Origin of the sequence: Pengzhenrongella frigida, from assembly GCF_004168625.1 — a bacterium.
In the GTDB taxonomy this organism is placed as follows: Bacteria; Actinomycetota; Actinomycetes; order Actinomycetales; family Cellulomonadaceae; genus Pengzhenrongella; species Pengzhenrongella frigida.
On record NZ_SDWW01000006.1, the window covers coordinates 71,927 to 98,624 of the forward strand.

Here is a 26,698-nt window from a genome sequence, read left to right on the forward strand (position 1 = left end):
CCAGCGGGCTAGACGAGCTCCCGCACGATCGTGGGGATCGCAGCCTCGTCGGCGGACAGCCGGCGGGCACCCCGCGGCAGCTCCGCGCGCGAGGCCTCGTGCCGCAGCGCCGCCAGGCGCACGCCGGCCGCCCCCGTCCAGCGGGTGTCCACGGCGCCCTCGACGACCAGCGGGACGTGCAGCGCGCGCATCTCGCGGTCGTCCTCGGCCCAGTCGGTGATCGCCGCCTCCGAACCGACCACCAGCACCTCCTCGACCGCGCGGCCCTCGCCGTCCAGCCGGCGGGCGGCGCCCTTGCGGCCGCCGACGCCGACCTTGGCGGCCGACGTCTTGGCGACCGCGGCCAGCGCGCCGTCGGACCCGGCCCGGGCGACCAGCTTGTAGACCATGCCGCAGGTGGGAGCGCCGGAGCCGGTCACGACCGAGGTGCCCACGCCGTAGCTGTCCACGGGTGCCGCGGCCAGCGCCGCGATGCCGTACTCGTCGAGGTCGGACGTGACGGTGATCTTGGTCGCCGTCGCGCCCAGCTGGTCGAGCTGGTGCCGCACGTCCTGGGCGAGGGAGAGCAGGTCGCCCGAGTCGAGCCGCACGGCCCCCAGCTCGACACCGCCGGCCTTGATCGCGGCCGTGACGCCGCGGCGGACGTCGAACGTGTCGACGAGGAGTGTCGTGCCGCGGCCCTGCGAGGCGATCTGAGCCGCGAAGGCCGACTCCTCGTCGTCGTGCAGGAGGGTGAAGGCGTGCGCGGCGGTGCCGATCGTGGTCAGGCCCCAGCGCCGCCCGGCCTCGAGGTTCGACGTCCCCGCGAAGCCGGCGATCACCGCGGCCCGGGCGGCCGCCACCGCGGCCTGCTCGTTCGCGCGGCGCGAGCCCATCTCGAGGACCGGTCGGCCGACGGCGGCGCTCGTCATGCGCGACGCGGCCGACGCGACCGCCGAGTCGTAGTTGAGGATCGACAGGATGAGCGTCTCCAGCAGCACCGCCTCGGCGAACGTCCCCTCGACGACCATCACCGGCGAGCCTGGGAAGAACACCTCACCCTCGGCATAGCCCCAGATCTCGCCGGTGAACCGGTAGTGCGCCAGGTAGTCGATCGTGGCCGCGTCGACGACCCGCTCGGCGGCGAGCCACTCGAGCTCGGCCGCGCCGAAGCGGAAGTCGGCGAGCGCCTCGAGCACCCGTCCCGTCCCGGCGAGCACCCCGTAGCGGCGGCCCGGCGGCAGCCGGCGCGTGAAGACCTCGAACACGCAGTGCCGGCCGGCCGTGCCGCTCGCGAGCGCCGCCTGCAGCATGGTCAGCTCGTAGCGGTCGGTGAGCAGCGCTGTGCTCGGACGCGGGGGAAGGGGGGCAGTCGCGGGGCGGACAGCGCCGCCCACCTGCGCCGAGGGCTCCGGTGCACTCATGGGATCACCGTAGGCCGTCGGGGCCGCCGGTCGGTCCGCGCCGGGCCCCGACCGGCCCCCGCCGGACCCGACCGGTGCACGACACCCGCCGACGCCGCCACCTACAGTGGGGGCGTGCCCGTCCAGACCCTTCCCCAGCAGGACGAACAGGTCCACGAGGACGAGCGGCTCGCCGACGCGTGGATCACGATCGTCTGGAACGACCCCGTCAACCTCATGAGCTACGTGAGCTTCGTGTTCCGGTCGTACTTCGGCTACCCGGCGGCGAAGGCCGACACGCTCATGCGGCAGGTGCACGAGCAGGGTCGCGCGGTCGTCTCGACCGGCAACCGCGAGCAGATGGAGGTGGACGTGCAGGCGATGCACTCGTTCGGCCTGTGGGCCACGTTGCAGCAGGGCGGCGCCTGATGCGCGCCTTCCGGTCCGAGCCGGCGGGGTACGTCGCCGGGCTCGACGCCACCGAGCGCGAGGTGCTCGCCACGGTGGTGGCCGACGTCGCCGAGCTGCTGGGCGCCGATCGGTTCGAGGCGACCACGGCCGCGGCCCGCGGGGCCGATGCGCCCGACGAGTCCGCCACCCGGTCGCTGCTCGGGTTGCGCCCGCTGCCCGCCGTCGTGCCCGCACCCGTCGACCCGGCAGTGCACCGCCTGCTCCCGGACGCCTCCGACGACGACGACGAGCTCGCCGCCGAGTTCCGCCGCCTCACCGAGGGCGACCTGCGACGGGTGAAGATCGATCGCCTGCGCGTGCTGTGGCAGGCCCTCGTGGGGGACGCGCCGGACGCACCCGCCGTCGGGCACGGCGCGGCGCCCGACGACGGCGAGGGCACGGACCTGTGGGTGCGCCGCGAGGACGCCGTCGACCTGGCCGCCACCCTGACGGACCTGCGCCTCGTGCTCGCCGACCGCCTCGGGGTCGAGTCGGAGGAGGACTCGGACGCGATCTACGAGGCGCTCGACCGCCGCGAGCGCGGTGAGCAGGACCCCGACCGCAGCGCCCGGGAGGTGCTCCAGGACGAGATCCGCGAGTACCTCGGGTCCGTGTTCGCCGCGCTCGGCTGGCTGCAGGAGTCGCTCATGGCCGTGCTGCTCGAGGATCTGCCGTGATCGGCGACCCGACGGAGCCGCCGGTGAACCCCGAGTCCGTGACCGACCTGCCGATCGGGATCTTCGATTCCGGGGTGGGTGGGCTCACGGTGGCCCGGTCGGTCATCGACCAGCTCCCGCACGAGTCGATCCTGTACATCGGTGACACGCTCAACACGCCGTACGGTCCCAAGCCGTTGGCGGCGGTGCGCGCCCACGCGCTCGAGGTCATGGACGACCTCGTCGACCAGGGGGTGAAGATGCTGGTCATCGCGTGCAACACCGCCTCGGCGGCCGTGCTGCGCGATGCGCGCGAGCGGTACACCAAACGCCGCGGGCTGCCCGTCGTCGAGGTCATCCTGCCGGCGGCCCGGCGTGCGGTGGCGGCCAGCCGCTCGGGACGGATCGGCGTGATCGGGACCCGCGCGACGATCGAGTCGCGGGCCTACGAGGACGCGTTCGCCGTCGCGCCCCGGTTGACGCTCGTCACCCAGGCCTGCCCGAAGTTCGTCGAGCTGGTCGAGGCCGGCATCACCTCCGGACCCGAGGCGCTGGCGATCGCGCATGAGTACCTGGACCCGGTCCGGGAGGCGGGGGTCGACACCCTGGTGCTCGGCTGCACCCACTACCCGCTGCTGACCGGCGTGATCTCGTACGTGATGGGGGACGAGGTCACCCTCGTCTCGAGCGCGGAGGAGACGGCCAAGGACGTCTACCGGACGCTGGTCGCCCACGGTCTGGAGCGGCTCGTGTCCTCCGGGCCGCCGGTGCACCGCTTCCTCGCGACGGGCGACACCGCCTCGTTCCAGCTCCTGGCCCGCCGGTTCCTCGGCCCCGAGGTCGGCGCCGTCGAGGCCGCAGGGGTGCTGCGGTGAGGCTCACGGTGGTCGGGTGCGCGGGTTCGTTCCCCAGTGCGGTCTCGGCCGCGTCGAGCTATCTCGTCGAGGCCGACGACGCCGACGGCCGCACCTGGCGGGTCGTGCTCGACCTGGGCAACGGCGCGTTCGGCCCGCTGCAGAAGTACTGCGACCCGAACCGCGTCGACGCCTTCGCGATCTCGCACCTGCACGCGGACCACGCCGCCGACCTCGTCGTCCTGGGCGTCTACCGGCGCTACCACCCGGGCGGGCCCTGCGGGCCGGTGCCCGTCCACGGGCCGGCGGGCACGACCGAGCGGCTCGCGCAGCTGGCCGGCACCGACCCGGCCACGGACATCAGCGGTCAGGTCGAGGTCCGCCGGTGGGATCCCGCCAGCCCGGTCCAGGTGGGGCCGCTGCGGCTCGAGCCGGTCCCGATGGCGCACCCGGTCCCGGCGTTCGGGATCCGGGTGACCGGCCCGGCGGAGGCCGATCCGGCGCGGCGGGTGACCCTCGCGTACACCGGGGACACCGACGCGTGCGCAGGGCTCGACGCGCTGGCCACCGGCGCAGACCTCCTGCTGTCCGAGGCGGGCTTCCTCGAGGGGCGCGACGACGCCGTCCGCGGGGTGCACCTCACCGGCCGGCGGGCCGGGCAGGCGGCCACGGCGGCACGGTCCGGTCGGCTGGTGCTCACCCACGTGCCCGCCTGGAACGACGCCGGGGTGACGCTGCGCGAGGCGCAACAGGTCTACGCGGGCCCGATCGACCTCGCCCGGCCGGGGTCCGTCTACCTGCTCTGAGCGGCCCGCCGCAGAACGTCGTGGCGACCCGGACGGTAAACTCCCCGGCCATGACCACTATCACCACGGATGCCTTCCTGCGCCCCGACGGGCGCCGTACCGACGAGCTTCGCCCGGTCACGATCACCCGCAACTGGCTCGACGCCGGTGAGGGCAGCGTGCTCGTCGAGTTCGGCAACACGAAGGTCCTCTGCGTCGCCTCGTTCACCCCGGGCGTGCCGCGCTGGAAGAAGGGGTCGGGCCAGGGCTGGGTCACCGCGGAGTACGCGATGCTCCCGCGGGCGACGTCCACCCGGTCCGACCGCGAGTCCGTCAAGGGCCGCGTCGGGGGCCGCACCCACGAGATCTCGCGCCTGATCGGCCGCTCGCTGCGCGCCGTCGTCGATGTGGCGGCCCTGGGCGAGAACACCCTCGTGCTCGACTGCGACGTGCTCCAGGCCGACGGCGGCACGCGCACGGCCGCGATCACCGGCGCCTGGGTCGCCCTCGCGGACGCGATCGCCTGGGGTCAGCGGCAGGGGGCCATCAAGGGCACCAAGCCGGTGCTGCTCGACTCCGTCGCGGCGGTGAGCGTCGGGATCGTCGACGGCGTCCCCATGCTCGACCTGCCGTACGTCGAGGACGTGCGGGCCGGGACGGACATGAACGTGGTCGTCACCGGCAAGGGCCTGTTCGTCGAGGTGCAGGGCACCGCCGAGCAGGCGCCGTTCGACCGTCGGGAGCTCGACACGCTGCTGGAGCTCGCCCTCGGCGGCACCGCCGAGCTGACCCGGCAGCAGGAGCTGGCGCTCGCGACGGACCCCGCGTCTCGTCCGTGACGCCCGGGTCCGTGACTCCTGGGTCCGCGCGCGCCCCGCGCGTGGTGCTGGCCACGCACAACGCCCACAAGATCGGCGAGCTGCGCGCGATCCTCATGGACCTGCTGCCCGGCATCGAGCCCGATGACGTCGTCGGCGCGGGCGAGGTCGGCGCCGACGAACCGGTCGAGGACGGGCTCACGTTCGCGGCGAACGCGCTGATCAAGGCGCGGGCGCTCGCGGCGTTCACCGGGCTGCCCGCCATCGCGGACGACTCCGGGCTCGCGGTCGACGTGCTCGGTGGTGCGCCGGGCATCTTCTCGGCGCGCTGGTGCGGGCGGCACGGGGACGACGCCGCCAACCTCGCGCTGCTGCTCGCGCAGCTCGCGGACGTCGCGCCCGAGCACCGCGGCGCGCAGTTCGTGTGTGCCGCGGCGCTGGTGCTGCCGGACGGCTTCGAGCACGTGGAGCACGGCTTCCTGCGGGGCGCGCTGGCGACCGCTCCGCGGGGGGCGCACGGGTTCGGCTACGACCCGATCCTGGTGCCCGCCGGGCTGACCCGCACGAGCGCCGAGCTGACCCCGGCCGAGAAGAACGCCATCTCCCACCGGGGGGAGGCCTTCCGGGCGCTCGCGCCGGTCATCGTGGCGGCGCTCAGCGGCCGGCCGAGCCCGGCTGCGCCGAGCGGCCGGCCGAGCCCGGCTGCGCCGAGCCGCGCGGTGACCTCGCGCCCCGAGTCGCACTGACCAGCGCGACGATGCCACGCCAGCCGAGGAGCAGGGCCGCGAGCGCGGTCGCGGCCACGAGCAGGAACGTGGGCGCGAGCCCGCCGCCGGAGAGCCCCCGCAGGAGCATGCCGACGCCCCAGGTCCCGGCCCAGATGCCCACGCCGACCGGCCACATCGGCACCGGGTCGCGCCAGGCCCGGGTCACGACCCACGTGAGCGCGCCGGCGGTGAGGAACGGCCAGGCGACGCGGAGCACGTCGAGCACGGCGTCGGCCCCCGCGTGCGAGGAGCGGCCCACGGCGGCGAACGTGACGATGCAGGCCGCGTCGGCGACGGCGGCGAGGACGGTCCGGGTGCGCATGCGCCCGACCGTACCCGCCGGGGATGTCGTGGTGACCCGGTGACGGCGGCCCGCACACGCGGTCGGGGGAGCGCGCCGCGCGAGCCCGTCGTCGCGCCCGGCGCCGTCCACCTCGTGGCCGACGACGTGACGTTCGCGTACCCGGGGCGTCCGGTGCTCGCCGGGGTCACGGTCGTGGCCGGGGCCGGGCAGCGGATCGGCGTGGTCGGCGAGAACGGCGCGGGCAAGTCGACCCTGCTGCAGGTGCTGTCCGGGGAGCTCGTGCCGCAGGTGGGGAGCGTGCGCCGGGCCGGCACGCTCGCGGTCGTGAGCCAGGAGCTCGAGAGCACCCCCGGGGCGACGGTCGGCACGCTCGTCGACGAGGCCCTCGGCGCCGTCCGGGCGGCCGGGCACGCGCTCGAGGCCGTCATCGCGGGGTTCGACCACGAGCGCGGGGACCTGGTGACGCTGACCGAGGCGCTCGCGCGCGTCGACCGGCTCGCCGGCTGGGATGCGGACCGCCGCATGGACGAGGCGCTGACCCGCTTCGGTGCGCCGCGGGACCAGGCCCGGGCGTTGGCCGAGATGAGCGTCGGCGAGCGGTACCGGGTCCGGTTGGCCTGCCGGATCGCGCAGCGCGCCGACGTGCTGCTCCTGGACGAGCCGACCAACCACCTGGACGAGGCCGGGATCGAGTACCTCACCGGCCAGCTGCGGACCTGGCCCGGCGTCGTGGTGATCGTCACGCATGACCGCCAGCTGCTCGACGACGTGATGACCGCGATCCTCGATCTCGACCCGACCGTCGACGGAAAGCCCGCGCTGTACGGCGCGACGAGCTATGCGGTCTACCGGTTCGCCAAGGACCAGGCGCTGCGCCGGTGGCGTCAGCGGTACGCGGCCGAGCAGCAGCGCCGCGAGCAGCTGCTGCGCCGCCTGGACGACTCGTACGAGGGCCTGTCCGACGGCTGGCGCCCGCCCAAGGGCAGTCAGCCGAACCGTCGGGCGACCCACGCCCGCATCCACGTCAAGGCCGCGGACCGGCTCGTGGCGCGGCTCGAGGAGACGGCCGTCGAGGTGCCCGTGCCGCCCCTCGCGCTGGCCTTCCCCGACCTGCCCGCCCTGCCGGCCACCGCGGGCGGCACGCCGTCGGGCAGGCCGCTGCTCGAGGTGCGGGCGCCGCTCGTCCCGGGCCGGCTCGATCTCGCCGGGACCCGGGTGTCGGTACCGGCGTGCGGGCGCCTGCTGGTGACCGGTCCGAACGGGTCCGGCAAGTCCACCCTGCTCGGCGCGCTCGCCGGGGTTGTGCCGCTCGAGCGCGGCACCTGGACGCTCGCGCCGGGCGTGCGGCTGGGGATCCTCGCGCAGGACGACCGGCCCGGTCTGGGCGGCGTGCCGGCGGTCGCGACGGGATTCGACGCGTACGCACGCGAGGCGCTCGACCTGCTCGCGGGCGGCCTGCTCGACCCCGACCAGCTGGTCCCGGTCGCGTTCCTCGGCCTGCTCACCGAGGAGGACCTCGACCGCCCGCTCGCGGACCTCTCCGTCGGTCAGCGCCGGCGGTTCGACCTGGCTCGCGCGCTGCTCGCCGCCCCGCACCTGCTGATCCTCGACGAGCCGACCAACCACCTGTCGATCGCGCTCGTCGACGAGCTGACGGCGGCGTTGCGGGCGACGTCGGCCGCCGTCGTGGTGGCGACCCACGACCGGAAGATGCGCGCGGACCTGTCCGACTGGCCAGAGCTCACCCTCGCCTAAGAATTGCCGAGTCGAGATAGTCCTTCCGCGCCGAGATCGTCCGTCTGGATGGACTACCTCGGCACAGATGGACGATCTCGGTATGTCTTGGGGTGGCGGCCGGACCTCAGTGGAGGCGGCCGACGTGGGCCATCGCCTGGCGCAGCAGGGTCCCGGTCCCGCCGGTCATCTCGACCTGGACCTGCTCGCTCGTGACCTCCTCGGGCGTGAGCCAGGCGAGGTCGAGGGAGTCCTGCTGCGGCAGGCAGTCGCCCGCGACGGGGATGATGTACGCGAGGGAGACCGCGTGCTGGCGCGGGTCGTGGTAGGCGGTCACGCCCGGGGTCGGGAAGTACTCCGCCACCGTGAACGGCTGCGGGGACGGCGGGATCTGGGGGAGCGCCATCGAGCCCAGGTCCTTCTCGATGTGCCGCACGAGCGCGTCGCGCACCCTCTCGTGGTACATCACGCGGCCGGAGACCAGCGCGCGGGACATGACCCCCTCGGGCGTCACCCGCAGCAGGATCCCGACGGCGATCACGTCGCCCGAGTCGTCGACGCGTACGGGTACCGCATCGACGTACAGGATGGGCAGGGAGGCACGCGCGCGGTCGATCTCAGCGCGGCTCAGCCAACCGGAGGGACGCTCGGGCCTCGGGAAGTCGACGGTGTCGGTCACGGTGCCGTTCTACCCTGCGACGCGGGCCATCGCCCAATCCGGCGCGCGCACCCCGCCGCCGCCGCGGGAATACCGGGGTGCCGACGATTGCTCTAGCCCCCGGTTGAACCGTGACGAACAGGAGACTTTTCATGGCCACGAAAGAGCTGACCGAGATCACGATCGAGCAGGCGATCAAGGACAACGACATCGTCCTGGTCGACTTCTGGGCCGAGTGGTGCGGCCCGTGCAAGCGCTTCGGGCCGGTCTTCGAGGCGTCCTCGGACGCGAACCCCGAGGTGCTGCACGCCAAGGTCGACACGGAGGCCGAGCAGGGCCTGGCGGGGGACCTCGGCATCACGTCCATCCCGACCCTGATGGCGTTCCGCGAGGGCATCCTGGTCTTCAACCAGGCGGGTGCGCTGCCGGCCCCGGCCCTCGACCAGGTGCTGACGGCCGTCCGGGCTCTCGACATGACCGAGGTGCGCGCGCAGATCGCCGCCCAGGCCGTCGAACCGACCGCTTGACCTCGACCGCTCGGCGTCGAACCGCTGGCGTCGACCGCCCTGCCTCGAACATTGGTGCGGGAGACGGGAATCGAACCCGCACGCCCGAAGGCACGGCGACCTAAACGCCGCGTGGCTACCATTTCACCACTCCCGCGTCGACCACCCTTCCACACCGCAGGGGTCGACCGTGCACGCGCGGCGGGGTGTCAGTCGATCCCGAGGTCGCGGCGCAGCTTGGTGACGTGGCCGGTCGCCTTGATGTTGTACTGCGCGAGCTCGACCTTCCCCGCGGGGTCGACGACGACGGTGGACCGGATCACGCCCGTGACGGTCTTGCCGTACAGGTTCTTCTCCCCGAACGCGCCCCACGCCTGCAGCACCTGCTTGTCGGGGTCCGAGACGAGCGGGAAGGTGAGCCCGTCCTGCTCGACGAACGTCGCGAGCTTGTCCACGCCGTCGGGCGAGACCCCCACGACGCTGTACCCCTTGCCCTGCAGCGCGGCGAGGGAGTCGCGGAAGTCGCAGGCCTGCGTCGTGCAGCCGGGCGTCATCGCCGCCGGGTAGAAGTACACGATCACATGCTGCCCGCGAAGGTCGGACAGGGTCAGGCTGCCGCCATCGGCAGTCGGCAGAGTGAAGTCGGGCGCGGTGTCACCAGGGACGAGACGGGGGGTCATGATGACCAGCCTATCCAGGCGCGGGTACGGTCGGACGGTGACCACCTCCAGGGCCGAGCCGCCACCTGCGCACGAGCCCCCGGCTATCCGGATGCTCGCCGATCGACTGCTCGTGAAGTACGACGCGGAGTCGGCGGAGCGGCGGTCGTCGTCGGGCATCGTGATCCCGGCGACCGCCGTCGTGGAGCGCAAGCTGGCGTGGGGTGCGGTCGCAGCCACGGGTCAGGGCGTCCGCCAGGTGAACGTCGGCGACCGGGTGCTGTTCGACCCCGAGGATCGCGCGGAGGTCGAGCGGACGGGTACCGTCTACGTGGTCCTGCGCGAGAAGGACGTTCACGCGGTGGCCCGCCCCGAGGCGGACGGGCAGCGCACCGGGCTCTACCTCTGAGGGTTCAGATGGCGAGCGTTCGGGTGAGGCGCGACCTCAGGCCGATCCGACGATTGCGGTGCGCCGCCGCCGGATGGTCCTATGGGTGAAAGACGAAGGAGGAAGGCAACATGGCTGACGTGATGAATGTGCCCGACCACGATTCGACGGAGGAGCTCCTCGACCTCCTGGCGGAGCATGTCCCGCTCGCCCTGCTGGCGGACCTGACCGCGCCGTCCGTCCCCGCGTCGGCCGAGATCCTGCGGTCGGAGGGCCTGCCCGACGACGCCTGGTGGGAGAGCACGGACTCCGAGCCGGTCCCGCCGAGCGATCAGGAACCCGATCCGGCGTGACGTGGGCCACGTCCGGGGCCCCTGGTTAGCATCGGGGGCCTGGGCCGTGTAGCGTCATGCATCGCGCGCCATTAGCTCAATTGGCAGAGCAGCTGACTCTTAATCAGCGGGTTCGGGGTTCGAGTCCCTGATGGCGCACAGATAAGGCCCCTCACCAGCGGAAACGCCGGCGAGGGGCCTTCGTTTTTTGGTCGGCCCGTCCCGGTCGCGTCTCATCCCTGCGGGGTGACGCGACGTCAGGTCTGCGGCTGGCAGCGTTTGCCTCCTTGCAACCCGACCGCGCCCCAGGCGGGCTGGTGGAGGATCGGCGATGGAGCTGACCTACGGCCTGTCCACGCTGCTGGCCATCGCGTTCGTCGCCGCGGTCGCCCCGATCGTCGTCGGGCTCGTCCCCGGGCTGCACCTGCCCCAGGTGGTCGTGTTCCTCGTGGGTGGCGCGCTGATCGGTCCGGAGGTCCTCGACTGGGGCGACCCGGCCACCGTGGAGCCGTTCGTCAACCTGGGGCTCGGGTTCCTGTTCCTGCTCGCCGGCTACGAGCTCGACTTCAGGCTCCTGCTGGCCGCGCCCGGGCGGCTCGCGGTCATCGGGTGGGCCGCCAGCCTCGCGCTCGCCCTGGGGGTCGTCGGCGTCCTGGCCGCCACCGGGTTCGTCCGCGCGTTCGTTCCCGTGTCGTTGGCCCTGACGACGACGGCGCTCGGCATCGTGCTGCCGATCCTGCGCGAGAACGCCATGCTGACCGGCGCGTTCGGGACCAACGTCGTCGCGGCCGGCGCGGTCGGGGAGCTGGCGCCCATCGTGGCCATCGCGATCTTCCTGAGCGCGAACGGGCAGTTCATCGGCCTCGCCTCGCTGGTCGCCGTCGCGCTCGTCGCGCTCCTGCTCAGCTACGCGCCCCGGTTGCTCCGGGGGCGGCGTGTCCGGTCGATCATGCTCGCCGGTGAGCACTCCACGACGCAGACCACGCTGCGCTGGACGATCCTGCTGCTCCTGTTCCTGCTCGTGATCGCGGCGGATTTCGGGCTCGACATCGTGCTCGGAGCGTTCCTGGCCGGCGGCGTCCTGAGGCGATGGGCGCCGGGGGACACCGAACAGCTCGAGGTCAAGCTCGACGCCATCGGCTATGGGTTCTTCATCCCGATCTTCTTCGTCGCGGCGGGGATGAGCCTGGACCTGAGGTCGATCGCCGACGCGCCGGCGCGGGTGCTGGTGTTCTTCGTCCTGCTGCTGGTGGTCCGCGGGCTGCCGGCCCTCGTGGTCTACCGGCGCTCGCTCGTGCGGCGGGAGCGGGTCGAGATGACGCTGCTCACCGCCACGGCGCTCCCGCTCCTGGTCGCGCTCACCCACATCGGGCTCGCCAACGGCACCATGCTGCGCGAGAACGCCGCCGCGCTCGTCGGGGCCGGCGTGCTGTCGGTGATCGTCTTCCCCGCTGCCGGCCTGGCGGTGCGCCGCCGCGGCGAGCCGGCGTCGGCGGCCCCCGCCGCGTCACCACCGTCAGATCCGTCGACGATCGGAGAGGCACCATGAGCGGTCCGCCGAAAGCCACCGCGCTCCCGGAGCTCCCCGACCCCGACTACCTGCCGAAGCGGACGCTCAGCGAGCGGGTGGCGCACGGACGGGAGCTGCGTGCACAGCTCCCGCACGAGCGCCAGGCCACCTGGACGCTCTCGCCCACCCGGGCCGACCCGCTCGCGATCCTCGACCGGCAGTCGGCGGAGCGGATCGAGGACCTGGTCCCGATCCGCTACGGGCGGATGGCCGCCTCCCCGTTCGCCTTCTTCCGGGGCGGCGCGGCAATCATGGCCGCCGACCTCGCCGGGACCCCCACCAGCGGGCTGCGCGCACAGCTCTGCGGGGACGCGCACCTGTTGAACTTCGGGATGTTCGACACCCCGGAACGCTCGCTCGTCTTCGGGCTCAACGACTTCGACGAGACCCTGCCGGGCCCCATCGAGTGGGACGTCAAGCGGCTCGCGGCCAGCGTCGAGGTCGCCGCCCGGGATCTGCAGTTCGGGCGCACCGAGCGCCACGCGGCGGTGCTGGCGACCGTCCGCTCCTACCGGGCGGCCATGGCGGGCTTCGCGGCGCTCCGCAACGTCGAGGTCTGGACGCGGCGCCTGCCCGCCAAGACCCTGGAGCGCCAGATGGCGATCGCGGCCGACCACCAGACCCAGCGCGAGGTGCGGAAGGCGATCCGCAAGGCGCTCAGTCGGGACAGTCTCACGGCGTTCGAACGGCTCATCGAGGCGCACGACGGTGCGCTGCGGTTCAGGGCGGCGCCGCCGCTCGTGGTCCCGGTCGAGGCCCTGCTCGATCAGCACGAACGTGAGCGCTACGTCGAGGTGATGAGCTCGTTCCTCGAGCAGTACCGGGGGAGCCTTCCCCCGCACCTGCGGTACCTGGTGGAGTCATACCGTTTCGCGCGGATGGCGCGCAAGGTCGTCGGCGTGGGCAGCGTCGGGACCCGGGCCTGGGTCGTCCTGCTGATCGGCCGGGACGCCTCGGACCCCCTGCTGCTGCAGCTCAAGGAGGCGAAGCCGTCCGTGCTGGAGCCGTACGCGGGTCCCTCGGTCTACGAGACGCAGGGGCGCCGTGTGGTCGAGGGCCAACGCTTCATGCAGACGGCGAGCGACCCCCTGCTCGGCTGGTACCGCCTGAGGGCTCTGGACGACCAGATGCACGACTTCTACGTGCGCCAGCTCTGGGACGGCAAGTCCTCGATCGATGTGGCCCGGCTGTCGCCGGCGGGCCTCGTTGCCTACGGCGAGGCGTGCGGGTGGACCCTTGCGCGCGGGCACGCGCGTTCCGGCGACCGGATCGCCCTGGCCGCCTTCCTCGGCGAGGACGCCGCGTTCGACGACGCGATCGCCGCGTTCGCCGCGACGTACGCGGACGTCAACGAGTCCGACCATCGGCGGCTGGTCGCGGCGATCGCGAGCGGGCGCGTGCCCGCCGTCAGCGGGGTCTGATCTGGCCCGGCTACTTGGCGAGCGCCGCGTCGGAGGAGAACACCAGGCCGACGGCGATCTTGCCCTGCTGCAGGGCCGTCTTGGTCAGCGGCCCACCGGCGTCGAGGGAGGTGAACTCCGCGAAGTCGAGCGCGTAGGTCTCCTCAAGACCCGGCTGGCAGAACGGGCGATCGGGGCACTCCGGCGGTCCGCCGAGGGTGAGGCCCCCGCACGTGGCGGCGAGCTCGCTCAGCGTGGCGACGTCGTACTCCTCGGCGAACGCGGTGGTGACCGCGAACGCGTTCTGGTCCTGCGCGGCTGCCGGGGTGCCGAACGTGAGCCCGACCCCGTCGCCGAGCGTCGTCAGGGCCGCCATCGTGGCGTCGAGGTCCGAGCTCGCGACGGCCGCCGCGTCGGCGCCGTTGACCGACTTGTTGAGGAACTCGGTGAACGTGCCCGCGTACTCCGGCACGATCGTCAGCTCGCCGGACTCGAGAGCCGGTGCGTAGGTCTCGCGGTTGCCGATGGTCTGCGTGCTCGCGTCGTAGCCGGCGGCGCGGAGCACGCCCGCATACAGCTCGGCGAGCGTGGCGCTCTCGGAGAAGTTGCCCGCGCCGACCACGATCTTCTTGCCCGCGCCGACGGCGTCCTGCGCGGAGAGCTCGTTCGCCTCGAGGTACTGCGCCGCCACCTCGGTCGAGGTCTGGCGGTCCACGTCGACGGACTTGTTCAGGGCCACCAGGGTGTCGGTGTCGAGGGTGGCGGACACCGCGTCGAGGAGGCCGACGATCGCCGTGTCGCCCTCGATCGCGGCGGTGTTGATCGCCGGGACGATGTTGTCGACGGTCTGCAGCCCCAGGTCGTCCTCGAGGACGACCAGCTTGTCCCCGGCGACGGGCTCGCAGGTCATCAGCTCGGTGCCGGTGACCGTGGCGGCCGTGGTGGCGCCGCCGCCGGAGGACCCGGCGTCGCCGCACGCTGCTGTCAGCAGCAGGACGGCGGCGGCAAGGGCACCGAGCGTGGTTCGACGTGCTCGCATGGAGAACCTCCGGGAGGATGTGCCGCGCCAGGCGGCATGGGTGACCATTTGATCCCGCGAACGCCTGCCGGGCAACCGTTCGAGGGGTGTCGATCGCGTCACGATTGTGCACGTGCGACCCGCGCGGCCGCGCGCCGGGGTCGTCGTCCGACGGGCCGCATCGGGCGCGGGGTCATCAGATGCTGGAGGCCTGCCATCACGCCCTCGGCGCCCAGGCACAGGCCCGCGACGAGGACGCCCCCGGCCAGCACTTCGCCGAACCGGCGCGTGGCGAGCCCGGTGATGATGTAGGTCCCGAGCCCGCCGCCGCCCACGAGGGCGGCGAGCGGGACCGTCGCGATGACCTGGACCACCGCCGTGCGCAGCCCCGCCCCGATGAGCGGCAGGGCCAGCGGGATCTCGACCAGCGCGAGTGACCGTCGCCCGGACATGCCCATACCGCGGGCCGCCTCGCGCACGTCCTGATCGACGTCGCGCAGGCCGGCATAGGTGTTGGTGAGGATCACGGGGATGGCGAAGATCGCGGCCGCGAGCACCGTGGGCCGGTTGCCGAACCCGATCGCGGTCGACGCGAAGATGAGCAGCAACGCGAAGGTCGGCAGCGCGCGCGAGGTGTTGGCGGCCACGACCGTGAGTGCTCCGCCCCGGCCCCGGTGGCCGAGCCAGATCCCGAGCGGCAGCGCGACCGCGGTGGCCAGCAGGACCGCCAGCGCCGACATCGTGAGGTGCTCGAGGGTGCGGACCGGGATGCCGTCCGGGCCCTGCCAGTTGAGGGGGTCGTTCAGCCAGACCAGGGCCTGACCGACGATGTTGTCGTCGTTCATGCGCCGCTCCCGGTCCGGACCCACGGTGTGGCCAGCCGGCCGGCCACCGCGAGCAGCAGGTCGGCCACGAGCGCGATCGCCAGGCAGAGCAGCGTCGCCGTCATGACCTCCGCGTGGTAGTTGCTGTTGAAGCCCCGGAACATCAGCTGACCGAGCCCGCCGAAGCCGACCACGACCCCGATGGTCACGAGGGCGACCGTGGTCACGGTGGCGAGCCGTAGCCCGACCACGATCGCCGGCAGCGCGGTCGGGAGCTCGACGGTGAGGAGCACGCGGGTCGGGCCGTAGCCGAGCCCGCGGGCCGCGTCCCGGATCTCGGGGTCGACCCCCTGGAGGCCGACGAGGATGTTCCGGACCAGCACGAGCAAGGCGTAGGCCACCAGTCCGATCAGCACGGTGGTGCGGCCGATGCCGGTGAACGGCGCCAGGATCGCGAACAGCGCGAGCGACGGGATCGTGTAGAGCACCCCCGACAGGCCCAGGATCGGCCCCGCGAGCCGGGGGCGGGCGTGGGCCAGCATGGCCAGCGGCAGGGCGATGGCGAAGGCGATGACCACGGCCTGCACGGTCAGCGACACGTGCTGACCGAGCGCCTCGGAGATGTCGGCCCAGTTGTTCTGGACGTAGTCCCACGACAACCAGGGGTTGGCGGGCTCGGACGCGGTCATGCGCCCGGACGCTACCCGCGTCCGCGCCCGACCGTGCGGTTTGCCCGACCGCGCGGTGTGCCTGACCGTGCGGGCTGTCGGCCGACGCGGGTAGCGTCGCTGCGCATGAGCACCCCCGCCGCACCTCGCCCCGCGGGCGCACCGGTCATCCGGTTCGAGCAGGCACGCAAGGAGTACCCGGACGGCACCGTCGCGGTGCACGGGCTCGACCTCGACGTGGCCGAGCACGAGCTGCTCGTGCTCGTCGGGCCGTCCGGCTGCGGCAAGTCGACGACGCTGCGGATGGCGAACCGGCTGGTGGAGCTGACCGCTGGCCGCGTCCTGGTCGAGGGTCAGGACATCGCCCGGACCGATCCGGTCGCCCTGCGTCGCCGCATCGGCTACGTCATCCAGAACGTGGGGCTGTTCCCGCACCGGACCGTCGGGCAGAACATCGCTACGGTGCCCGCCCTGCTCGGCTGGGACCGGCAGCGCACCCGGACTCGCACCGCCGAGCTGCTCGAGCTCGTCGGCCTCGATCCCGGGGTCTACTCGGCTCGGTACCCGTACCAGCTCTCCGGTGGCGAGCGGCAGCGGGTCGGGGTCGCCCGGGCGCTCGCGGCCGACCCGCCCGTGCTGCTCATGGACGAGCCGTTCGGTGCGGTCGATCCGGAGGGCCGACGGCGGCTGCAGCAGGAGTTCTGGCGCATCCAGCGAGAGCTCGGCACCACGGTGATGCTCGTGACCCACGACATCGACGAGGCGGTGCGGCTCGGGGACCGGATCGCGGTGTTCAGCCAGGGTGGCCACCTCGAGCAGCTGACCGATGCCGTGAACCTCCTGGCGCGGCCCGCAGCCGGCATGGTCGCGGACTTCGTGGGCAACGGGCGCGCGGTGCGCCTGCTCGGCATCGGGGAGCTCGTCGCTGTCGACCTCGAGCCCGCAGGGTCGAGCAGCAACGGCCCGGCGCCGGCTCCGCTGCTCGCCCCCGCCTCGGCGCTCCGGCTGGGGAGCCGGTTCGACGACGCATTTGCGGCGCTCGCGGCCTCGGGCGGGCAGGCCGTGCCGGTCCTGGCCGGTGGGGGTGCCGGGGCCGCGATCGCCGGCTGGCTGACCCCTGACGGCCTGCTCGGGGCGCTGCGCCGGATCACCGCCCACGCGGCTGACGAGAGCGACGAGGCGGCCTCGGCGCACCGGTGAGCGGGGCCACCGGCTTTCGGCCGCGTCGCGGTCGCGGACTTCGGGAACGGCGCGCGGCTCGATACCCTGCACCATGACTGCACCGCGCGTCGCCCTGGCAACCTGCTCCCTGTACCCGCAGCTCGAGGCGGACGACTCCCTCCTGCTGCCCGCCCTCGCGGAGCTCGGCGTGGAGGCCGTCCCCGTCGTGTGGGACGCCGCCGACGTCGACTGGGACGCGTATGACCTCGTCGTCGTGCGCAGCACCTGGGACTACGCGCTGCGCCAGCAGGAGTTCCTGGCCTGGGCCGCGAGCGTGCCGCGGCTCGCCAACCCCGCGCCGGTGCTCGCGTGGAACACGGACAAGTTCTACCTGCGCGACCTCGAGCAGGCCGGCGTGCGCGTGGTGCCGACCATCTGGCTCGACCCCGCCCGCAACCTCACCTCGCGGGCCGTGCACACGCGGTTCCCGGCGAGCGGCGAGTTCGTGGTCAAGCCCACCGTCAGTGCGGGTGCCAAGGACACCGGGCGCTACCAGTCGAACGAGGCCGACCAGCGTGGGCTGGCGATCGTGCACGCGCGCGACCTGCTCCGCGCGGGCCGGCACGTCATGGTGCAGCCCTACCTCAAGCAGGTCGACACGATCGGCGAGACGTCGCTGGTCTACATCGACGGGGTCTTCAGCCACTCGGTGCGCAAGGGCCCCCTGCTCGAGGGTCCGAACCGCGGGTTCGAGGGCCTGTACAAGAAGGAGGACATGACGGTGCGTGCGGCGACCGACGCCGAGCGTGCGCTCGCGGACGCCGTCATCGAGGTGCTGCCCACGGTCGCGCCCGGGGCCGACGCCGGTCCGCTGCTCTACGCGCGGGTCGACCTGCTTCCCGACGCCGACGGCGCCCCCATGCTGCTCGAGCTCGAGCTGACGGAGCCGTCCCTGTTCCTGGCCCTCGGCGACGGCGCCACGAGCCGGGTCGCGGGCGCGATCGCCAAGCGCGTCGGGCGCTGATCGGCGGCGCGATCGTCGCCGGCGGACTGCCCCGGAACGAGGAACGGCGCCCGGCTCGATGAGCCGGGCGCCGTCCTGCTTGGGTGGCTAACGGGACTTGAACCCGCGACCCCCTGGACCACAACCAGGTGCTCTACCACCTGAGCTATAGCCACCATGGCCCCGATGAAGCCGGGGCCGACGGAAAGCATACCGGCTCTCGGGCAGTGCTCGGGGCAAGCTACGCGGTGGGAACGGTCCGCTTGACCGACGTCGCCACGACCTCGGCCGCGACGGCCTTGGCGGCCTTGGAGTCCGGGCCTGGCTGGGGCACCAGGATCGCGGCGCGGTAGTACCGCAGCTCGTCGATGCTCTCGAGGATGTCGGCGAGGGCGCGGTGGCCACCGTTCTTCTCCGGGGACGCGTAGTAGGCCCGCGGGTACCAGCGCCGCGCGAGCTCCTTGATCGAGGACACGTCGATGACCCGGTAGTGCAGGTGCCCCATCAGGGCGGGCATGTCGCGCTCGAGGAACGTCTTGTCGGTGCCGATCGAGTTGCCCGCGAGCGGAGCCTTGCCCGCGTCGGGAACCCACTCCTGGATGTACGCGAGCACGATCGCCTCGGCCTCGGCCAGCGTCATCCCCGCGGCGAGGGTGTCCAGCAGGCCCGACGACGTGTGCATCTCGCGCACGAAGTCGCCCATCTGCTCGAGGGCGGCCGGCGGTGGGGAGATCACCACGTCGACGCCTTCACCCAGCACGTTGAGCTCGGAGTCGGTGATGACGGCGGCGACCTCGACGAGGGCGTCGGCGACGCCGTCCAGGCCGGTCATCTCGCAGTCGATCCAGACGATGCGGTCGGCGCTCGGGCCGCTGTTGTTGCTGTTGACACTCACGGGGACAAGACTACGGCTCGCGGTCACCGAGGTCCGTTGTGCGCGGGTTGTCCCGTGGTGCGGGCCCGGTGCGGGCGAGCCAGGCGGCGATCAGGACCACGACGGCGCTGCCGATCGTGCCGAGCGCTGCCGTGCTCGTCGACGCGTCTGCCCAGACCATGACCACACCGGTGCCCGCGGCCGCGGCCAGGGCGAGCACGATCCGGTCGAGCGGGCGATGCTGCGGGCCCGGCGGCGCGGAGCGGCTCGGGTCAGGATCCCGACGCGGCGGGAGCGGGGGCGGCTCTGGGGTGTCGGAGTGGCGACCCATCAGTGACCACCCGTGCCCGGGTGAAGGGTGCGGGGAACGGGCATGCCACATCGTGGCACGCCGAAGGGTCGCGCCCGGCCGGTGAGGCCGGGCGCGCCCGGTCGTGCCCGCCGGACCGCATCAGCGGATCGACAGGAACGTGGGTTGGAAGGCTGCCGGAGCCACGGCGTTCAGGGTGGCTTCCCGGAAGTCGAGGCGTTCGGAGTAGGCCCGCAGCCAGATGAAGTCGGGCAGGAGGGTGGTCATGGGAGATGTCCTTCGTGACGTGGGAAAAGAGGTGGGCCTGGCCGGACCCGAACGTCACCGCGGTGGTGCAACCGAACCACGCGGGGCTGTGGTGGGGCACGTCTTTTTCCGTGTCCGGCCGCTGGCGGCGAGCGGGCGGCACTACCGTCACGTGGATGCCCCCGACTCCGCCGTCTTCGCTGCCTCGCCGGGCGGTGCCAGCTCTGCCTCGCCGGGCGGTGCCCGCTCTGCCGCTGTGGGCGGTGCCAGCCGCACTCCTCGCCCCGATCGGCATGATCGGCGGCTGGACCGTGGCGGCGGCCGTCCAGGGGGAGGGTTTCGATCCGGTGCGCGACACGATCAGCGCGCTCGCGACCCAGGCCGCCGTCGCCCCGGCGATCATGACCGCCGGGCTGGCGCTGACCGCCGTCGGCCACGTGGCCAGCGCGGTGGCGTTGCGCCCGGCGGCCCGTCCCGGGCGACTTCTGCTCGCCGTCGGCGGCGTCGCGACGGCGCTGGTCGCGGCGCTGCCGGTCGACGCCCACCCGCGCGCGCACGGCATCAGCGCGGCGGTCGCGTTCGGTGCCCTCTCGGTGTGGCCGGCCGCCGCCGGTCGTCGCGGGGCCAACGGTCCGCTCTCCCCGGTCGCGGGGGCGGTGGTCACCGGGGGACTGCTGGTCCTGCTCGGCTGGTTCGTCGTCGAGCTGCAGTCGGTGGGGTCCGCCGGTGCCGCGACCGGACTGGCCGAGCGCGCCGTGGCGGGTGCGCAGTCCCTGGTTCCGCTCGCGCTCGTGGTCGCGCTGCGGCTCCGGTCGGGGCGATCGTGAGTCGCCTCGCGCACCTGCGCGGCCGGCTTGCCCATGAGCTCGACCGCCGACCGACGGTCCGGGCGGTGGCCCCCGGGCTGCTGCTCGTCTTCGGGGGCGTCCTCGCGTTCGCGGGGCTGCTCGACGCCGTCTGGGAGAACGACGACGTCTCGCTCTTCGACCAGCCCGTGCTCGCGGCGCTCGTCGCGAGCCGGGGGGCGCTGGCCACGGCCATCTTCGGGGTGATCACGGCCGTGTCCGGCCCGATCGTCCTGCCGGCGATCGTTGCGGTGGCCTGCCTCACCTGGGCCCGGGTGCGCCACGAGTGGTGGCGGCCGCTGCTGCTGATGGGCGCCATGGTGACGTCCACCGCGATCTCGGTCGCGATCAAGGGGATCGTGGCCCGGCCGCGGCCGCCGCTGGACACGATGGTCGTGCCCGGTGCCGAGATGTCGGCGTCGTTCCCCTCGGGGCACACGATCGGAGCGGCGACCCTGCTGCTGGTCACGTGGTACCTCGTGGTGCGGCGGTACCGCTCCACGGCTCGGCAGGTCGGCTGGGCCGTCGGGACCGTGGTGGGGACGCTCGCCGTCGGGCTCAGCCGGATGTACCTCGGCTACCACTTCCTCACCGACGTGCTCGCAGCGATCGCCCTCGCCGTCGCGATCCTCGGCGTCGTGACGATCGTCGACCGGCTGCACACGCTGCGGGGACGGCCGCAGCGGTGACTCCGACCACCGTGGTGCCCCCGGCAGGACTCGAACCTGCAACCTACGGATTAGAAGGCCGTTGCTCTATCCATTGAGCTACGGGGGCTGGCCGACACAGCCTAGACGGCACTCGGGCGACACGGCGCGGGCGTTTGGCCTGATCACGCGGGCGGGAGAGAATGGATCCGTGAGCGCCCAACCGGAGCCCGACGTCGCGACCGCGACCTTCGAGCCAGTCATCGTGGCGCCGTCCCTTCTCGACGCGGTGCGTGACCTGCGCCGCGACGTGCTGGGCACGTCCTTTCCGCTCGAGATCGACGGGGTCGGCGAGGCCCGTGCCTCGCGTGCCCGGCTCCTCGGCCAGCTGAACGACCACCTGCTGCCGCGCCTGGTGGAGCTCTCGGCCCCGGCCGTCGTCGTGCTCGCCGGGTCCACCGGTGCCGGCAAGTCGACGCTGATGAACTCGTTGCTCGGTGCTGAGGTGTCGGAGGCCGGGGTGCTGCGTCCCACGACGCGGCAGCCGGTGATCGCGCACCACCCCGACGACGCCGAGCTGCTCGAGGGTCACCCGGTTCTCGAGGCGGTCCGGGTGATCGCGAACGAGCGGGTGCCGCGCGGGATCGCGCTGCTCGACGCCCCCGACCTCGACTCGGTGCTCGAGGAGAACCGCACCACCGCGCATCGCCTGCTCGAGGCCGCGGACCTGTGGCTGTTCGTCACGACGGCGGCCCGGTACGGCGACGCGTTGCCGTGGCAGGTGCTCGCCGGTGCGATGGAGCGCGGTGCGTCCGTCGCGATGGTGCTCAACCGCGTACCCAAGGAGTCGCTCTCCACCGTGCGCGGCGACCTGCTCACCCGGTTGCGCGACCGCGGCATGCAGGGCGTCCCGCTCTTCGTCGTGCCCGACGTCGGACCGCACGAGGGCCTGCTCGACCCGGGCTCGGTGGCGCCCATCAAACGCTGGCTGACCATGCTCGCCGGACCCGACCGGGCCCGCTCGGTGATCGTGCGGACGCTCAAGGGCTCGCTCGGCGCGTTGCGCCCCTGGGTGGACGCGCAGGCCGAGGCCGTGCAAGACCAGGTCGACGCGGCCGCGGCGCTGCGCGAGGAGATCGCGCGCACGCTGCGCCTGCCGGCTGACGAGGCCCGCACCGGGGTGCTCGCCGGCGCGGTGGCCGACGGCGCGGTGCAGGCGCGGTGGACCGAGCTGTCCATCGGGTCCGGACCGCTCGCACGGCTGGTGCGCCCGTCGGGCCGGATCCGCGGCCTGCGCCGCACCGGCCGCGCCCGCACGGACGCCCTCGCACCTCTGCAGGACGACCTGCGGCGATCGGCCGCCGCCGTGCTGAACGGGGCCGGGGTCGCCGCCGAGCTGGCGCTGCGCGGCCACCTCGGCCAGTCCGGATCGCTCGACGGCGGCCGGGCGCTCATCACCGCGTGGCCGGCAGCGGACCGCCGGTCGGCCCGCGACACCCACGCCGAGGCGAGCGCCGGCGAGTGGATCCTCGAGGCCGAGCCGCGGGTGCGCGCCCTGCTGACGTCCACCGATCCCGGCGTCGCGAAGCGCGCGGCGCGGGTGGTGCGCGCCCTCGGTGAGCGCGGGCTCGCCGTCGTCGTGCTCGCCGCCGCGGCCGGGCTGGCGCCCGCCGAGGACCTCCTGGTCGCGCTGCTGGGCGACTCCGGGGTCGAGCTGCGGGACGAGCTGCGCGACTCGCTCGCCGAGCGCGCGCAGCAGTACGTCGCCGGCGAGGGCGCCGACCTCGCGGCGCTGCTCGACGTCCCCGACCTGGCCGAGGACGCCGCCTCACGCCTCCGGCTCCGGCTCGCCGTGCTCAAGGGACTCACATGACCGCCCCGACCGGCTGGTCGGGCCGGGGCGCGCACCGCTCCGAGACCGCTGACCTGACCGACCGCGTCGAAGCGCTCGAGCGCGCTCTCGTCGTCGCCGACGGACGGCTCCCGCGCGGGGTCACCCACAAGGTCTCGGCCTCGATCGACCGGGTCCGGGAGCGGCTCGCCCTCGGCGTCGACCACACGATCGTGGCGCTGGTCGGGGGGACCGGCTCGGGCAAGTCGAGCCTGTTCAACGCGATCAGCGGGCTGACCTTCGCCGACGTCGGCGTCCGACGCCCGACGACCTCCCAGGTCACCGCGTGCGTGTGGGGCTCGTCCGGGGACCCGCTGCTCGACTGGCTCGGGGTCCAACCCGACCGCCGGATCCAGCGCGAGAGCGCGCTCGACGCCGACGCCCAGGCAGCCCTGCGCGGCCTGGTCCTGCTCGACCTGCCGGACCACGACTCGATCGAGCCGACCCACCGCGACATCGTGGACCAGTTCCTGCCGATGGTGGACCTGCTGGTGTGGGTGGTCGACCCCCAGAAGTACGCCGACGACGCGCTGCACTCGGGCTACCTCAGCCGGCTCGTCGGGCACGAGGCGGCGATGGTCGTCGTGCTCAACCAGATCGACACCGTCCGACCCGAGGCCCGCACCCGGCTCGAGGCCGACGTCGCGCGGCTGCTCCGCGAGGACGGGCTGACCGGGGTCCGGATCCAGTCCGCCTCGGCGCGCACCGGAGACGGCGTCGTGGCCCTGCGGCAGCTGCTCGCCGAGGTGGCGGCGCGGCGCAGCACCGCCGCGGTGCGTGCCGGGGCTGAGGTCACCGACGCGGCGACGCTGCTCTCGGCCCAGGTCGCCCCGAGCGAGCCGTCCCGGGACGAGCTGCCCGTCACGGCCGTCGTGGAGTCGTTCTCCCAGGCCGTCGGCCTGCCCGTGATCGCCGATGCGCTCGAGGCCGCCGTCCGCGGGCGCGGCGGCGCGGTGCCCGCCTTCGGCTCGGTCCATCAGGACACCGTGGAGCTGGCGCGGGCGCGCTGGCTGGGTGACGTCGGAGAGGGTCTACCCGTGCGCTGGCAACGCGCCCTGGCCGCACGGGTGGCGACCAACGCCGAGCTGCGGCAGGCCGTGGACGCCCGGATGGTCGCGGTCGGCATCGCCGCGCGCCGTTCGCGTGGCGCGATCGTGCTCGCGGTCGCAGCGGTGGCCGCGGTCATCGGCGCGCTGGCGACCGGGTCCGTGGCCCTCGGCGCCCGGGTCGGAGCCGACAGCGACTGGATCTCCGGCCTCGTGGTCGCGGGCGCCCTGCTGGGGCTGGCGGTTGTGCTCGTCGTCTCGGCCGTGCTGGTGCGTCGCCGTGATGCCCGACGGCGGGCCACGGTGGTGCGCCGCGACGGCCGGGCGGCGCTCGGGGAGATCGTCGAGGCACGGCTGGTGCAGCCCACCCTCGCCCTCCTCGGTGAGCACCGCGAGGTTCGCGGGTTGGCGGCCGGTGCTGCCACGTTCGCGCCGACCGCCGGACCGTCCACAGGCGAGACCGCCGCCACGGCGTCCCCAACCTGACCGGCTGACCGCGCCCGAGCCCCCGCTCGCCGCGCACCCTCGCCCTCACGGGCCGACACGGGTCGGTCGCGAGCGAGGAGGAACGATGAGCACGAACGAGCTGATCTTGACGCTGGTCGGGTGGGTGGCGACCGAGCCGAAGCGCTACACCAGCACCGGTGCCGGCACCACCGCCTTCACGAGCTTCCGGATGGCCAGCACCCGGCGCTACTTCGACCGGGCCGCCGGCGTGTGGGTCGACGGGCGCACCGAGTGGTTCACGGTCAAGGCCTGGCGGCAGCAGGCATACAACGTGGCGGCCTCGCTGCGGAAGTCGGACCCGGTGATCGTCCAGGGGCGCCTGGTGACCGAGGAGTGGACCGGGCCCGACGGGCCGCGGACCACGCTCGTCCTCGAAGCGGCCGCGATCGGTCCCGACCTGACCTACGGGGAGGCGAAGTTCGCCCGGACCGTGCACGTCGCGGCGGGCGGTGCTGCCGACCAGCAGGACGCCACCGACGAGCCGCCCGGTGACCCGGCCGACGAGTCGACGCTCGTCGGCGAGCCGGCTCGGGCGGTGCTGACGGACGACCTCACGGACGACCTCAACGACGACCTCGCGGGGGTGCCGTGACCGGGCCGCCGAACGTCGGGCGGTGATCACTTAGGCTGGGGCACAGACGACCGCCCGCCCCCGACCGGGCGGGCGGACCCCCATCCTTCAATTTGCAGGGCGGACGATTACCCAGTGGCTGAGTTCATCTACACCATGTACAAGGCGCGCAAGGCGCACGGGGAGAAGGTCATCCTCGATGACGTCACCCTGAACTTCCTCCCGGGCGCCAAGATCGGCGTCGTCGGGCCCAACGGGGCCGGGAAGTCCACGATCCTCAAGATCATGGCCGGGCTCGAGCAGCCGTCCAACGGCGAGGCGCGGCTGTCGCCGGGCTACTCCGTCGGCATCCTGCTGCAGGAGCCGCCGCTGAACGAGTCCAAGACGGTGCTCGGCAACGTCGAGGAGGGCGTCGCCGAGATCAAGGGCAAGCTCAACCGGTTCAACGAGATCTCCGAGCTGATGGCCGAGCCCGACGCCGACTTCGACACGCTGCTCGCCGAGATGGGCGAGCTGCAGGAGGCGATCGACGCCGCCGAGGCCTGGGACCTGGACGCCCAGCTCGAGCAGGCCATGGACGCGCTGCGCTGCCCGCCGCCGGACGCCGACGTGTCGATCCTGTCCGGTGGTGAGCGCCGCCGGGTCGCGCTGTGCAAGCTGCTGCTCGAGAAGCCCGACCTGCTGCTGCTCGACGAGCCCACCAACCACCTCGACGCCGAGAGCGTGCTCTGGCTCGAGGCGCACCTCGCGCAGTACGCCGGCGCGGTGCTCGCAGTGACCCACGACCGGTACTTCCTCGACCACGTGGCCGAGTGGATCGCCGAGGTCGACCGCGGCCGGGTCTACCCGTACGAGGGCAACTACTCGACCTACCTCGAGAAGAAGGAAGCCCGCCTGCAGGTCCAGGGCAAGAAGGACGCCAAGCTCGCGCGCCGCCTGCGCGAAGAGCTCGAGTGGGTCCGGTCCAGCGCCAAGGGCCGCCAGACCAAGTCCAAGTCGCGCCTCGCGCGCTACGAGGAGATGGCCGCCGAGGCCGACAGCATGCGCAAGCTCGACTTCGAGGAGATCCAGATCCCGCCGGGCCCGCGCCTGGGCTCGATCGTCCTCGAGGCCAAGGACCTCAACAAGGGCTTCGACGGGCGCACGCTCATCGACGGCCTGTCGTTCACGCTGCCGCGCAACGGCATCGTCGGCGTCATCGGCCCGAACGGCGTCGGAAAGACCACGCTGTTCAAGACGATCGTCGGCCTCGAGCCCCTCGACGACGGCGATCTCAAGATCGGCGAGACGGTCAAGATCAGCTACGTCGACCAGGACCGTGGCGGCATCGACCCGACCAAGACCCTCTTCGAGGTCGTCTCCGACGGGCTCGACTACATCAAGGTCGGCAACGTCGAGATGCCGTCACGGGCCTACGTCGCGGCGTTCGGTTTCAAGGGCCCCGACCAGCAGAAGCCGGCCGGCGTGCTGTCCGGTGGGGAACGCAACCGGCTGAACCTCGCGCTGACCCTCAAGCAGGGGGGCAACCTCCTGCTGCTCGACGAACCGACCAACGACCTCGACGTGGAGACCCTCGGCTCGCTCGAGAACGCCCTGCTCGAGTTCCCCGGCTGCGCCGTGGTGGTCTCGCACGACCGGTGGTTCCTCGACCGCGTCGTGACGCACATCCTGGCGTACGAGGGCACGGAGGAGAATCCGGCGAACTGGTACTGGTTCGAGGGTAACTTCGCCTCGTATGAGGAGAACAAGATCGAGCGGCTCGGGCCCGACGCGGCGCGCCCGCACCGGGTCACCTACCGCAAGCTCACGCGCAGCTGACGGTCC

30 protein-coding genes and 4 tRNA genes are annotated in these 26,698 nt (G+C 73.2%); 21 read left to right on the top strand and 13 right to left on the bottom strand.

Annotated features, from left to right (window positions below; all coding sequences use genetic code 11):
- Positions 1-8: 8 nt before the first annotated feature.
- The gene (locus tag EUA98_RS03785; RefSeq protein WP_130101336.1) at positions 9-1,403 is read right to left on the bottom strand and encodes a nicotinate phosphoribosyltransferase; all 1,395 of its coding nucleotides are present in this window, start codon (positions 1,401-1,403) and stop codon (positions 9-11) included.
- Between the two features lie 114 nt (positions 1,404-1,517).
- Between EUA98_RS03785 and clpS the strand changes: the two genes are divergently transcribed.
- The 6 genes from clpS to rdgB are packed head-to-tail and all read left to right on the top strand — an operon-like array spanning position 1,518 to position 5,691.
- Positions 1,518-1,811, top strand: coding sequence for an ATP-dependent Clp protease adapter ClpS (clpS, locus tag EUA98_RS03790; protein ID WP_130101337.1), 294 nt, complete (start codon positions 1,518-1,520; stop codon positions 1,809-1,811).
- Positions 1,811-2,509, top strand: coding sequence for a DUF2017 family protein (locus EUA98_RS03795; RefSeq protein ID WP_130101338.1), 699 nt, complete (start codon positions 1,811-1,813; stop codon positions 2,507-2,509). Before clpS ends, EUA98_RS03795 begins: the two co-directional genes overlap by 1 nt.
- Positions 2,510-2,547: 38 nt before the next feature.
- Complete coding sequence (gene murI, locus EUA98_RS03800) at positions 2,548-3,363, top strand: glutamate racemase (protein ID WP_130101401.1); 816 nt, start codon at positions 2,548-2,550, stop codon at positions 3,361-3,363.
- Entirely contained in the window at positions 3,360-4,148 is a 789-nt protein-coding gene (locus EUA98_RS03805; RefSeq protein WP_130101339.1) for an MBL fold metallo-hydrolase, read from the top strand. Before murI ends, EUA98_RS03805 begins: the two co-directional genes overlap by 4 nt.
- Before the next feature lie 50 nt (positions 4,149-4,198).
- Entirely contained in the window at positions 4,199-4,966 is a 768-nt protein-coding gene (gene rph, locus EUA98_RS03810) for a ribonuclease PH (RefSeq protein ID WP_130101340.1), read from the top strand.
- Between the two features lie 11 nt (positions 4,967-4,977).
- The gene (gene rdgB, locus EUA98_RS03815; protein WP_130101341.1) at positions 4,978-5,691 is read left to right on the top strand and encodes an RdgB/HAM1 family non-canonical purine NTP pyrophosphatase; all 714 of its coding nucleotides are present in this window, start codon (positions 4,978-4,980) and stop codon (positions 5,689-5,691) included.
- Here rdgB and EUA98_RS03820 read toward each other — a convergent pair.
- Positions 5,600-6,034, bottom strand: coding sequence for a DUF3054 domain-containing protein (locus EUA98_RS03820; RefSeq protein WP_130101342.1), 435 nt, complete (start codon positions 6,032-6,034; stop codon positions 5,600-5,602). The two genes, rdgB and EUA98_RS03820, sit on opposite strands and share 92 nt — an antisense overlap.
- A gap of 114 nt (positions 6,035-6,148) precedes the next feature.
- Between EUA98_RS03820 and EUA98_RS03825 the strand changes: the two genes are divergently transcribed.
- Positions 6,149-7,771 (top strand): ABC-F family ATP-binding cassette domain-containing protein, encoded by a 1,623-nt coding sequence (locus EUA98_RS03825; protein ID WP_242511264.1) that lies wholly within the window; start codon positions 6,149-6,151, stop codon positions 7,769-7,771.
- Between the two features lie 106 nt (positions 7,772-7,877).
- On the opposite strand, the gene EUA98_RS03830 is transcribed toward EUA98_RS03825, so the two are convergent.
- Positions 7,878-8,429, bottom strand: a complete 552-nt coding sequence (locus EUA98_RS03830; RefSeq protein ID WP_130101344.1) for an NUDIX hydrolase family protein — start codon at positions 8,427-8,429, stop codon at positions 7,878-7,880.
- Between the two features lie 131 nt (positions 8,430-8,560).
- On the opposite strand from EUA98_RS03830, the gene EUA98_RS03835 reads away from it, so the two are divergent.
- A complete protein-coding gene (locus tag EUA98_RS03835; RefSeq protein ID WP_130101345.1) occupies positions 8,561-8,935 on the top strand; it encodes a thioredoxin family protein in 375 nt (124 codons plus the stop codon).
- A gap of 52 nt (positions 8,936-8,987) precedes the next feature.
- Here EUA98_RS03835 and EUA98_RS03840 read toward each other — a convergent pair.
- Together EUA98_RS03840 and bcp are read right to left on the bottom strand one after the other, a co-directional pair.
- Positions 8,988-9,071 (bottom strand) — tRNA-Leu (locus EUA98_RS03840).
- Between the two features lie 52 nt (positions 9,072-9,123).
- On the bottom strand, positions 9,124-9,594 hold the full coding sequence (bcp, locus tag EUA98_RS03845; protein ID WP_130101346.1) for a thioredoxin-dependent thiol peroxidase: 471 nt from the start codon (positions 9,592-9,594) through the stop codon (positions 9,124-9,126).
- A gap of 91 nt (positions 9,595-9,685) precedes the next feature.
- On the opposite strand from bcp, the gene EUA98_RS03850 reads away from it, so the two are divergent.
- The 5 genes from EUA98_RS03850 to EUA98_RS03870 all read left to right on the top strand — a co-directional run bounded on the left by EUA98_RS03850 (position 9,686) and on the right by EUA98_RS03870 (position 13,284).
- Entirely contained in the window at positions 9,686-9,982 is a 297-nt protein-coding gene (locus EUA98_RS03850; RefSeq protein ID WP_207218965.1) for a GroES family chaperonin, read from the top strand.
- 110 nt (positions 9,983-10,092) lie between these two features.
- Positions 10,093-10,314, top strand: coding sequence for a hypothetical protein (locus EUA98_RS03855; protein ID WP_130101348.1), 222 nt, complete (start codon positions 10,093-10,095; stop codon positions 10,312-10,314).
- A 65-nt stretch (positions 10,315-10,379) separates the two neighbouring features.
- Positions 10,380-10,452 (top strand) — tRNA-Lys (locus EUA98_RS03860).
- 172 nt (positions 10,453-10,624) lie between these two features.
- Positions 10,625-11,842, top strand: a complete 1,218-nt coding sequence (locus tag EUA98_RS03865) for a cation:proton antiporter (protein WP_130101349.1) — start codon at positions 10,625-10,627, stop codon at positions 11,840-11,842.
- Positions 11,839-13,284, top strand: a complete 1,446-nt coding sequence (locus EUA98_RS03870) for a DUF2252 domain-containing protein (protein ID WP_130101350.1) — start codon at positions 11,839-11,841, stop codon at positions 13,282-13,284. The genes EUA98_RS03865 and EUA98_RS03870 overlap by 4 nt, the downstream gene beginning before the upstream one ends.
- 10 nt (positions 13,285-13,294) lie before the next feature.
- Here EUA98_RS03870 and EUA98_RS03875 read toward each other — a convergent pair whose 3' ends face one another.
- The 3 genes from EUA98_RS03875 to EUA98_RS03885 form a co-directional block, all read right to left on the bottom strand.
- On the bottom strand, positions 13,295-14,302 hold the full coding sequence (locus EUA98_RS03875) for a glycine betaine ABC transporter substrate-binding protein (protein WP_130101351.1): 1,008 nt from the start codon (positions 14,300-14,302) through the stop codon (positions 13,295-13,297).
- Between the two features lie 98 nt (positions 14,303-14,400).
- Positions 14,401-15,126: an ABC transporter permease gene (locus EUA98_RS03880; protein WP_130101352.1), complete on the bottom strand. Its 726-nt coding sequence runs from the start codon at positions 15,124-15,126 to the stop codon at positions 14,401-14,403.
- Entirely contained in the window at positions 15,123-15,794 is a 672-nt protein-coding gene (locus tag EUA98_RS03885; RefSeq protein WP_130101353.1) for an ABC transporter permease, read from the bottom strand. Before EUA98_RS03885 ends, EUA98_RS03880 begins: the two co-directional genes overlap by 4 nt.
- A 105-nt stretch (positions 15,795-15,899) precedes the next feature.
- Between EUA98_RS03885 and EUA98_RS03890 the strand changes: the two genes are divergently transcribed.
- Both EUA98_RS03890 and EUA98_RS03895 read left to right on the top strand, forming a co-directional pair.
- The gene (locus tag EUA98_RS03890) at positions 15,900-16,973 is read left to right on the top strand and encodes an ABC transporter ATP-binding protein (RefSeq protein WP_130101354.1); all 1,074 of its coding nucleotides are present in this window, start codon (positions 15,900-15,902) and stop codon (positions 16,971-16,973) included.
- A 73-nt stretch (positions 16,974-17,046) separates the two neighbouring features.
- Complete coding sequence (locus EUA98_RS03895; protein WP_130101355.1) at positions 17,047-17,958, top strand: ATP-grasp domain-containing protein; 912 nt, start codon at positions 17,047-17,049, stop codon at positions 17,956-17,958.
- Between the two features lie 82 nt (positions 17,959-18,040).
- On the opposite strand, the gene EUA98_RS03900 is transcribed toward EUA98_RS03895, so the two are convergent.
- From EUA98_RS03900 to EUA98_RS20430, 4 genes are all read right to left on the bottom strand, one after another.
- A tRNA-His gene (locus EUA98_RS03900) sits at positions 18,041-18,113 on the bottom strand.
- A gap of 65 nt (positions 18,114-18,178) precedes the next feature.
- Positions 18,179-18,832 carry an oligoribonuclease gene (orn, locus tag EUA98_RS03905; RefSeq protein ID WP_255424270.1) on the bottom strand — a complete coding sequence of 218 codons (654 nt, stop codon included), beginning with the start codon at positions 18,830-18,832 and terminating at the stop codon, positions 18,179-18,181.
- Positions 18,833-18,842: 10 nt separating this feature from the next.
- Positions 18,843-19,142 (bottom strand): hypothetical protein, encoded by a 300-nt coding sequence (locus EUA98_RS03910; RefSeq protein ID WP_130101356.1) that lies wholly within the window; start codon positions 19,140-19,142, stop codon positions 18,843-18,845.
- 120 nt (positions 19,143-19,262) lie between these two features.
- Entirely contained in the window at positions 19,263-19,388 is a 126-nt protein-coding gene (locus EUA98_RS20430; RefSeq protein ID WP_255424271.1) for a hypothetical protein, read from the bottom strand.
- A gap of 242 nt (positions 19,389-19,630) precedes the next feature.
- Here EUA98_RS20430 and EUA98_RS03915 point away from each other — a divergent pair, with 242 nt between their 5' ends.
- Both EUA98_RS03915 and EUA98_RS03920 read left to right on the top strand, forming a co-directional pair.
- Positions 19,631-20,194 (top strand): DUF998 domain-containing protein, encoded by a 564-nt coding sequence (locus tag EUA98_RS03915; RefSeq protein WP_165372705.1) that lies wholly within the window; start codon positions 19,631-19,633, stop codon positions 20,192-20,194.
- A complete protein-coding gene (locus tag EUA98_RS03920; RefSeq protein ID WP_242511256.1) occupies positions 20,191-20,901 on the top strand; it encodes a phosphatase PAP2 family protein in 711 nt (236 codons plus the stop codon). The genes EUA98_RS03915 and EUA98_RS03920 overlap by 4 nt, the downstream gene beginning before the upstream one ends.
- A 12-nt stretch (positions 20,902-20,913) precedes the next feature.
- Here EUA98_RS03920 and EUA98_RS03925 read toward each other — a convergent pair.
- Positions 20,914-20,989 (bottom strand) — tRNA-Arg (locus EUA98_RS03925).
- Positions 20,990-21,070: 81 nt separating this feature from the next.
- On the opposite strand from EUA98_RS03925, the gene EUA98_RS03930 reads away from it, so the two are divergent.
- The 4 genes from EUA98_RS03930 to ettA all read left to right on the top strand — a co-directional run bounded on the left by EUA98_RS03930 (position 21,071) and on the right by ettA (position 26,692).
- Positions 21,071-22,732 carry a GTPase gene (locus tag EUA98_RS03930; protein WP_130101358.1) on the top strand — a complete coding sequence of 554 codons (1,662 nt, stop codon included), beginning with the start codon at positions 21,071-21,073 and terminating at the stop codon, positions 22,730-22,732.
- A complete protein-coding gene (locus EUA98_RS03935) occupies positions 22,729-24,282 on the top strand; it encodes a GTPase (protein WP_130101359.1) in 1,554 nt (517 codons plus the stop codon). Before EUA98_RS03930 ends, EUA98_RS03935 begins: the two co-directional genes overlap by 4 nt.
- Positions 24,283-24,367: 85 nt before the next feature.
- Positions 24,368-24,895: a single-stranded DNA-binding protein gene (locus EUA98_RS19670; RefSeq protein WP_165372706.1), complete on the top strand. Its 528-nt coding sequence runs from the start codon at positions 24,368-24,370 to the stop codon at positions 24,893-24,895.
- Positions 24,896-25,009: 114 nt separating this feature from the next.
- A complete protein-coding gene (gene ettA, locus EUA98_RS03945) occupies positions 25,010-26,692 on the top strand; it encodes an energy-dependent translational throttle protein EttA (protein ID WP_130101361.1) in 1,683 nt (560 codons plus the stop codon).
- The last annotated feature ends 6 nt before the right edge of the window (positions 26,693-26,698 follow it).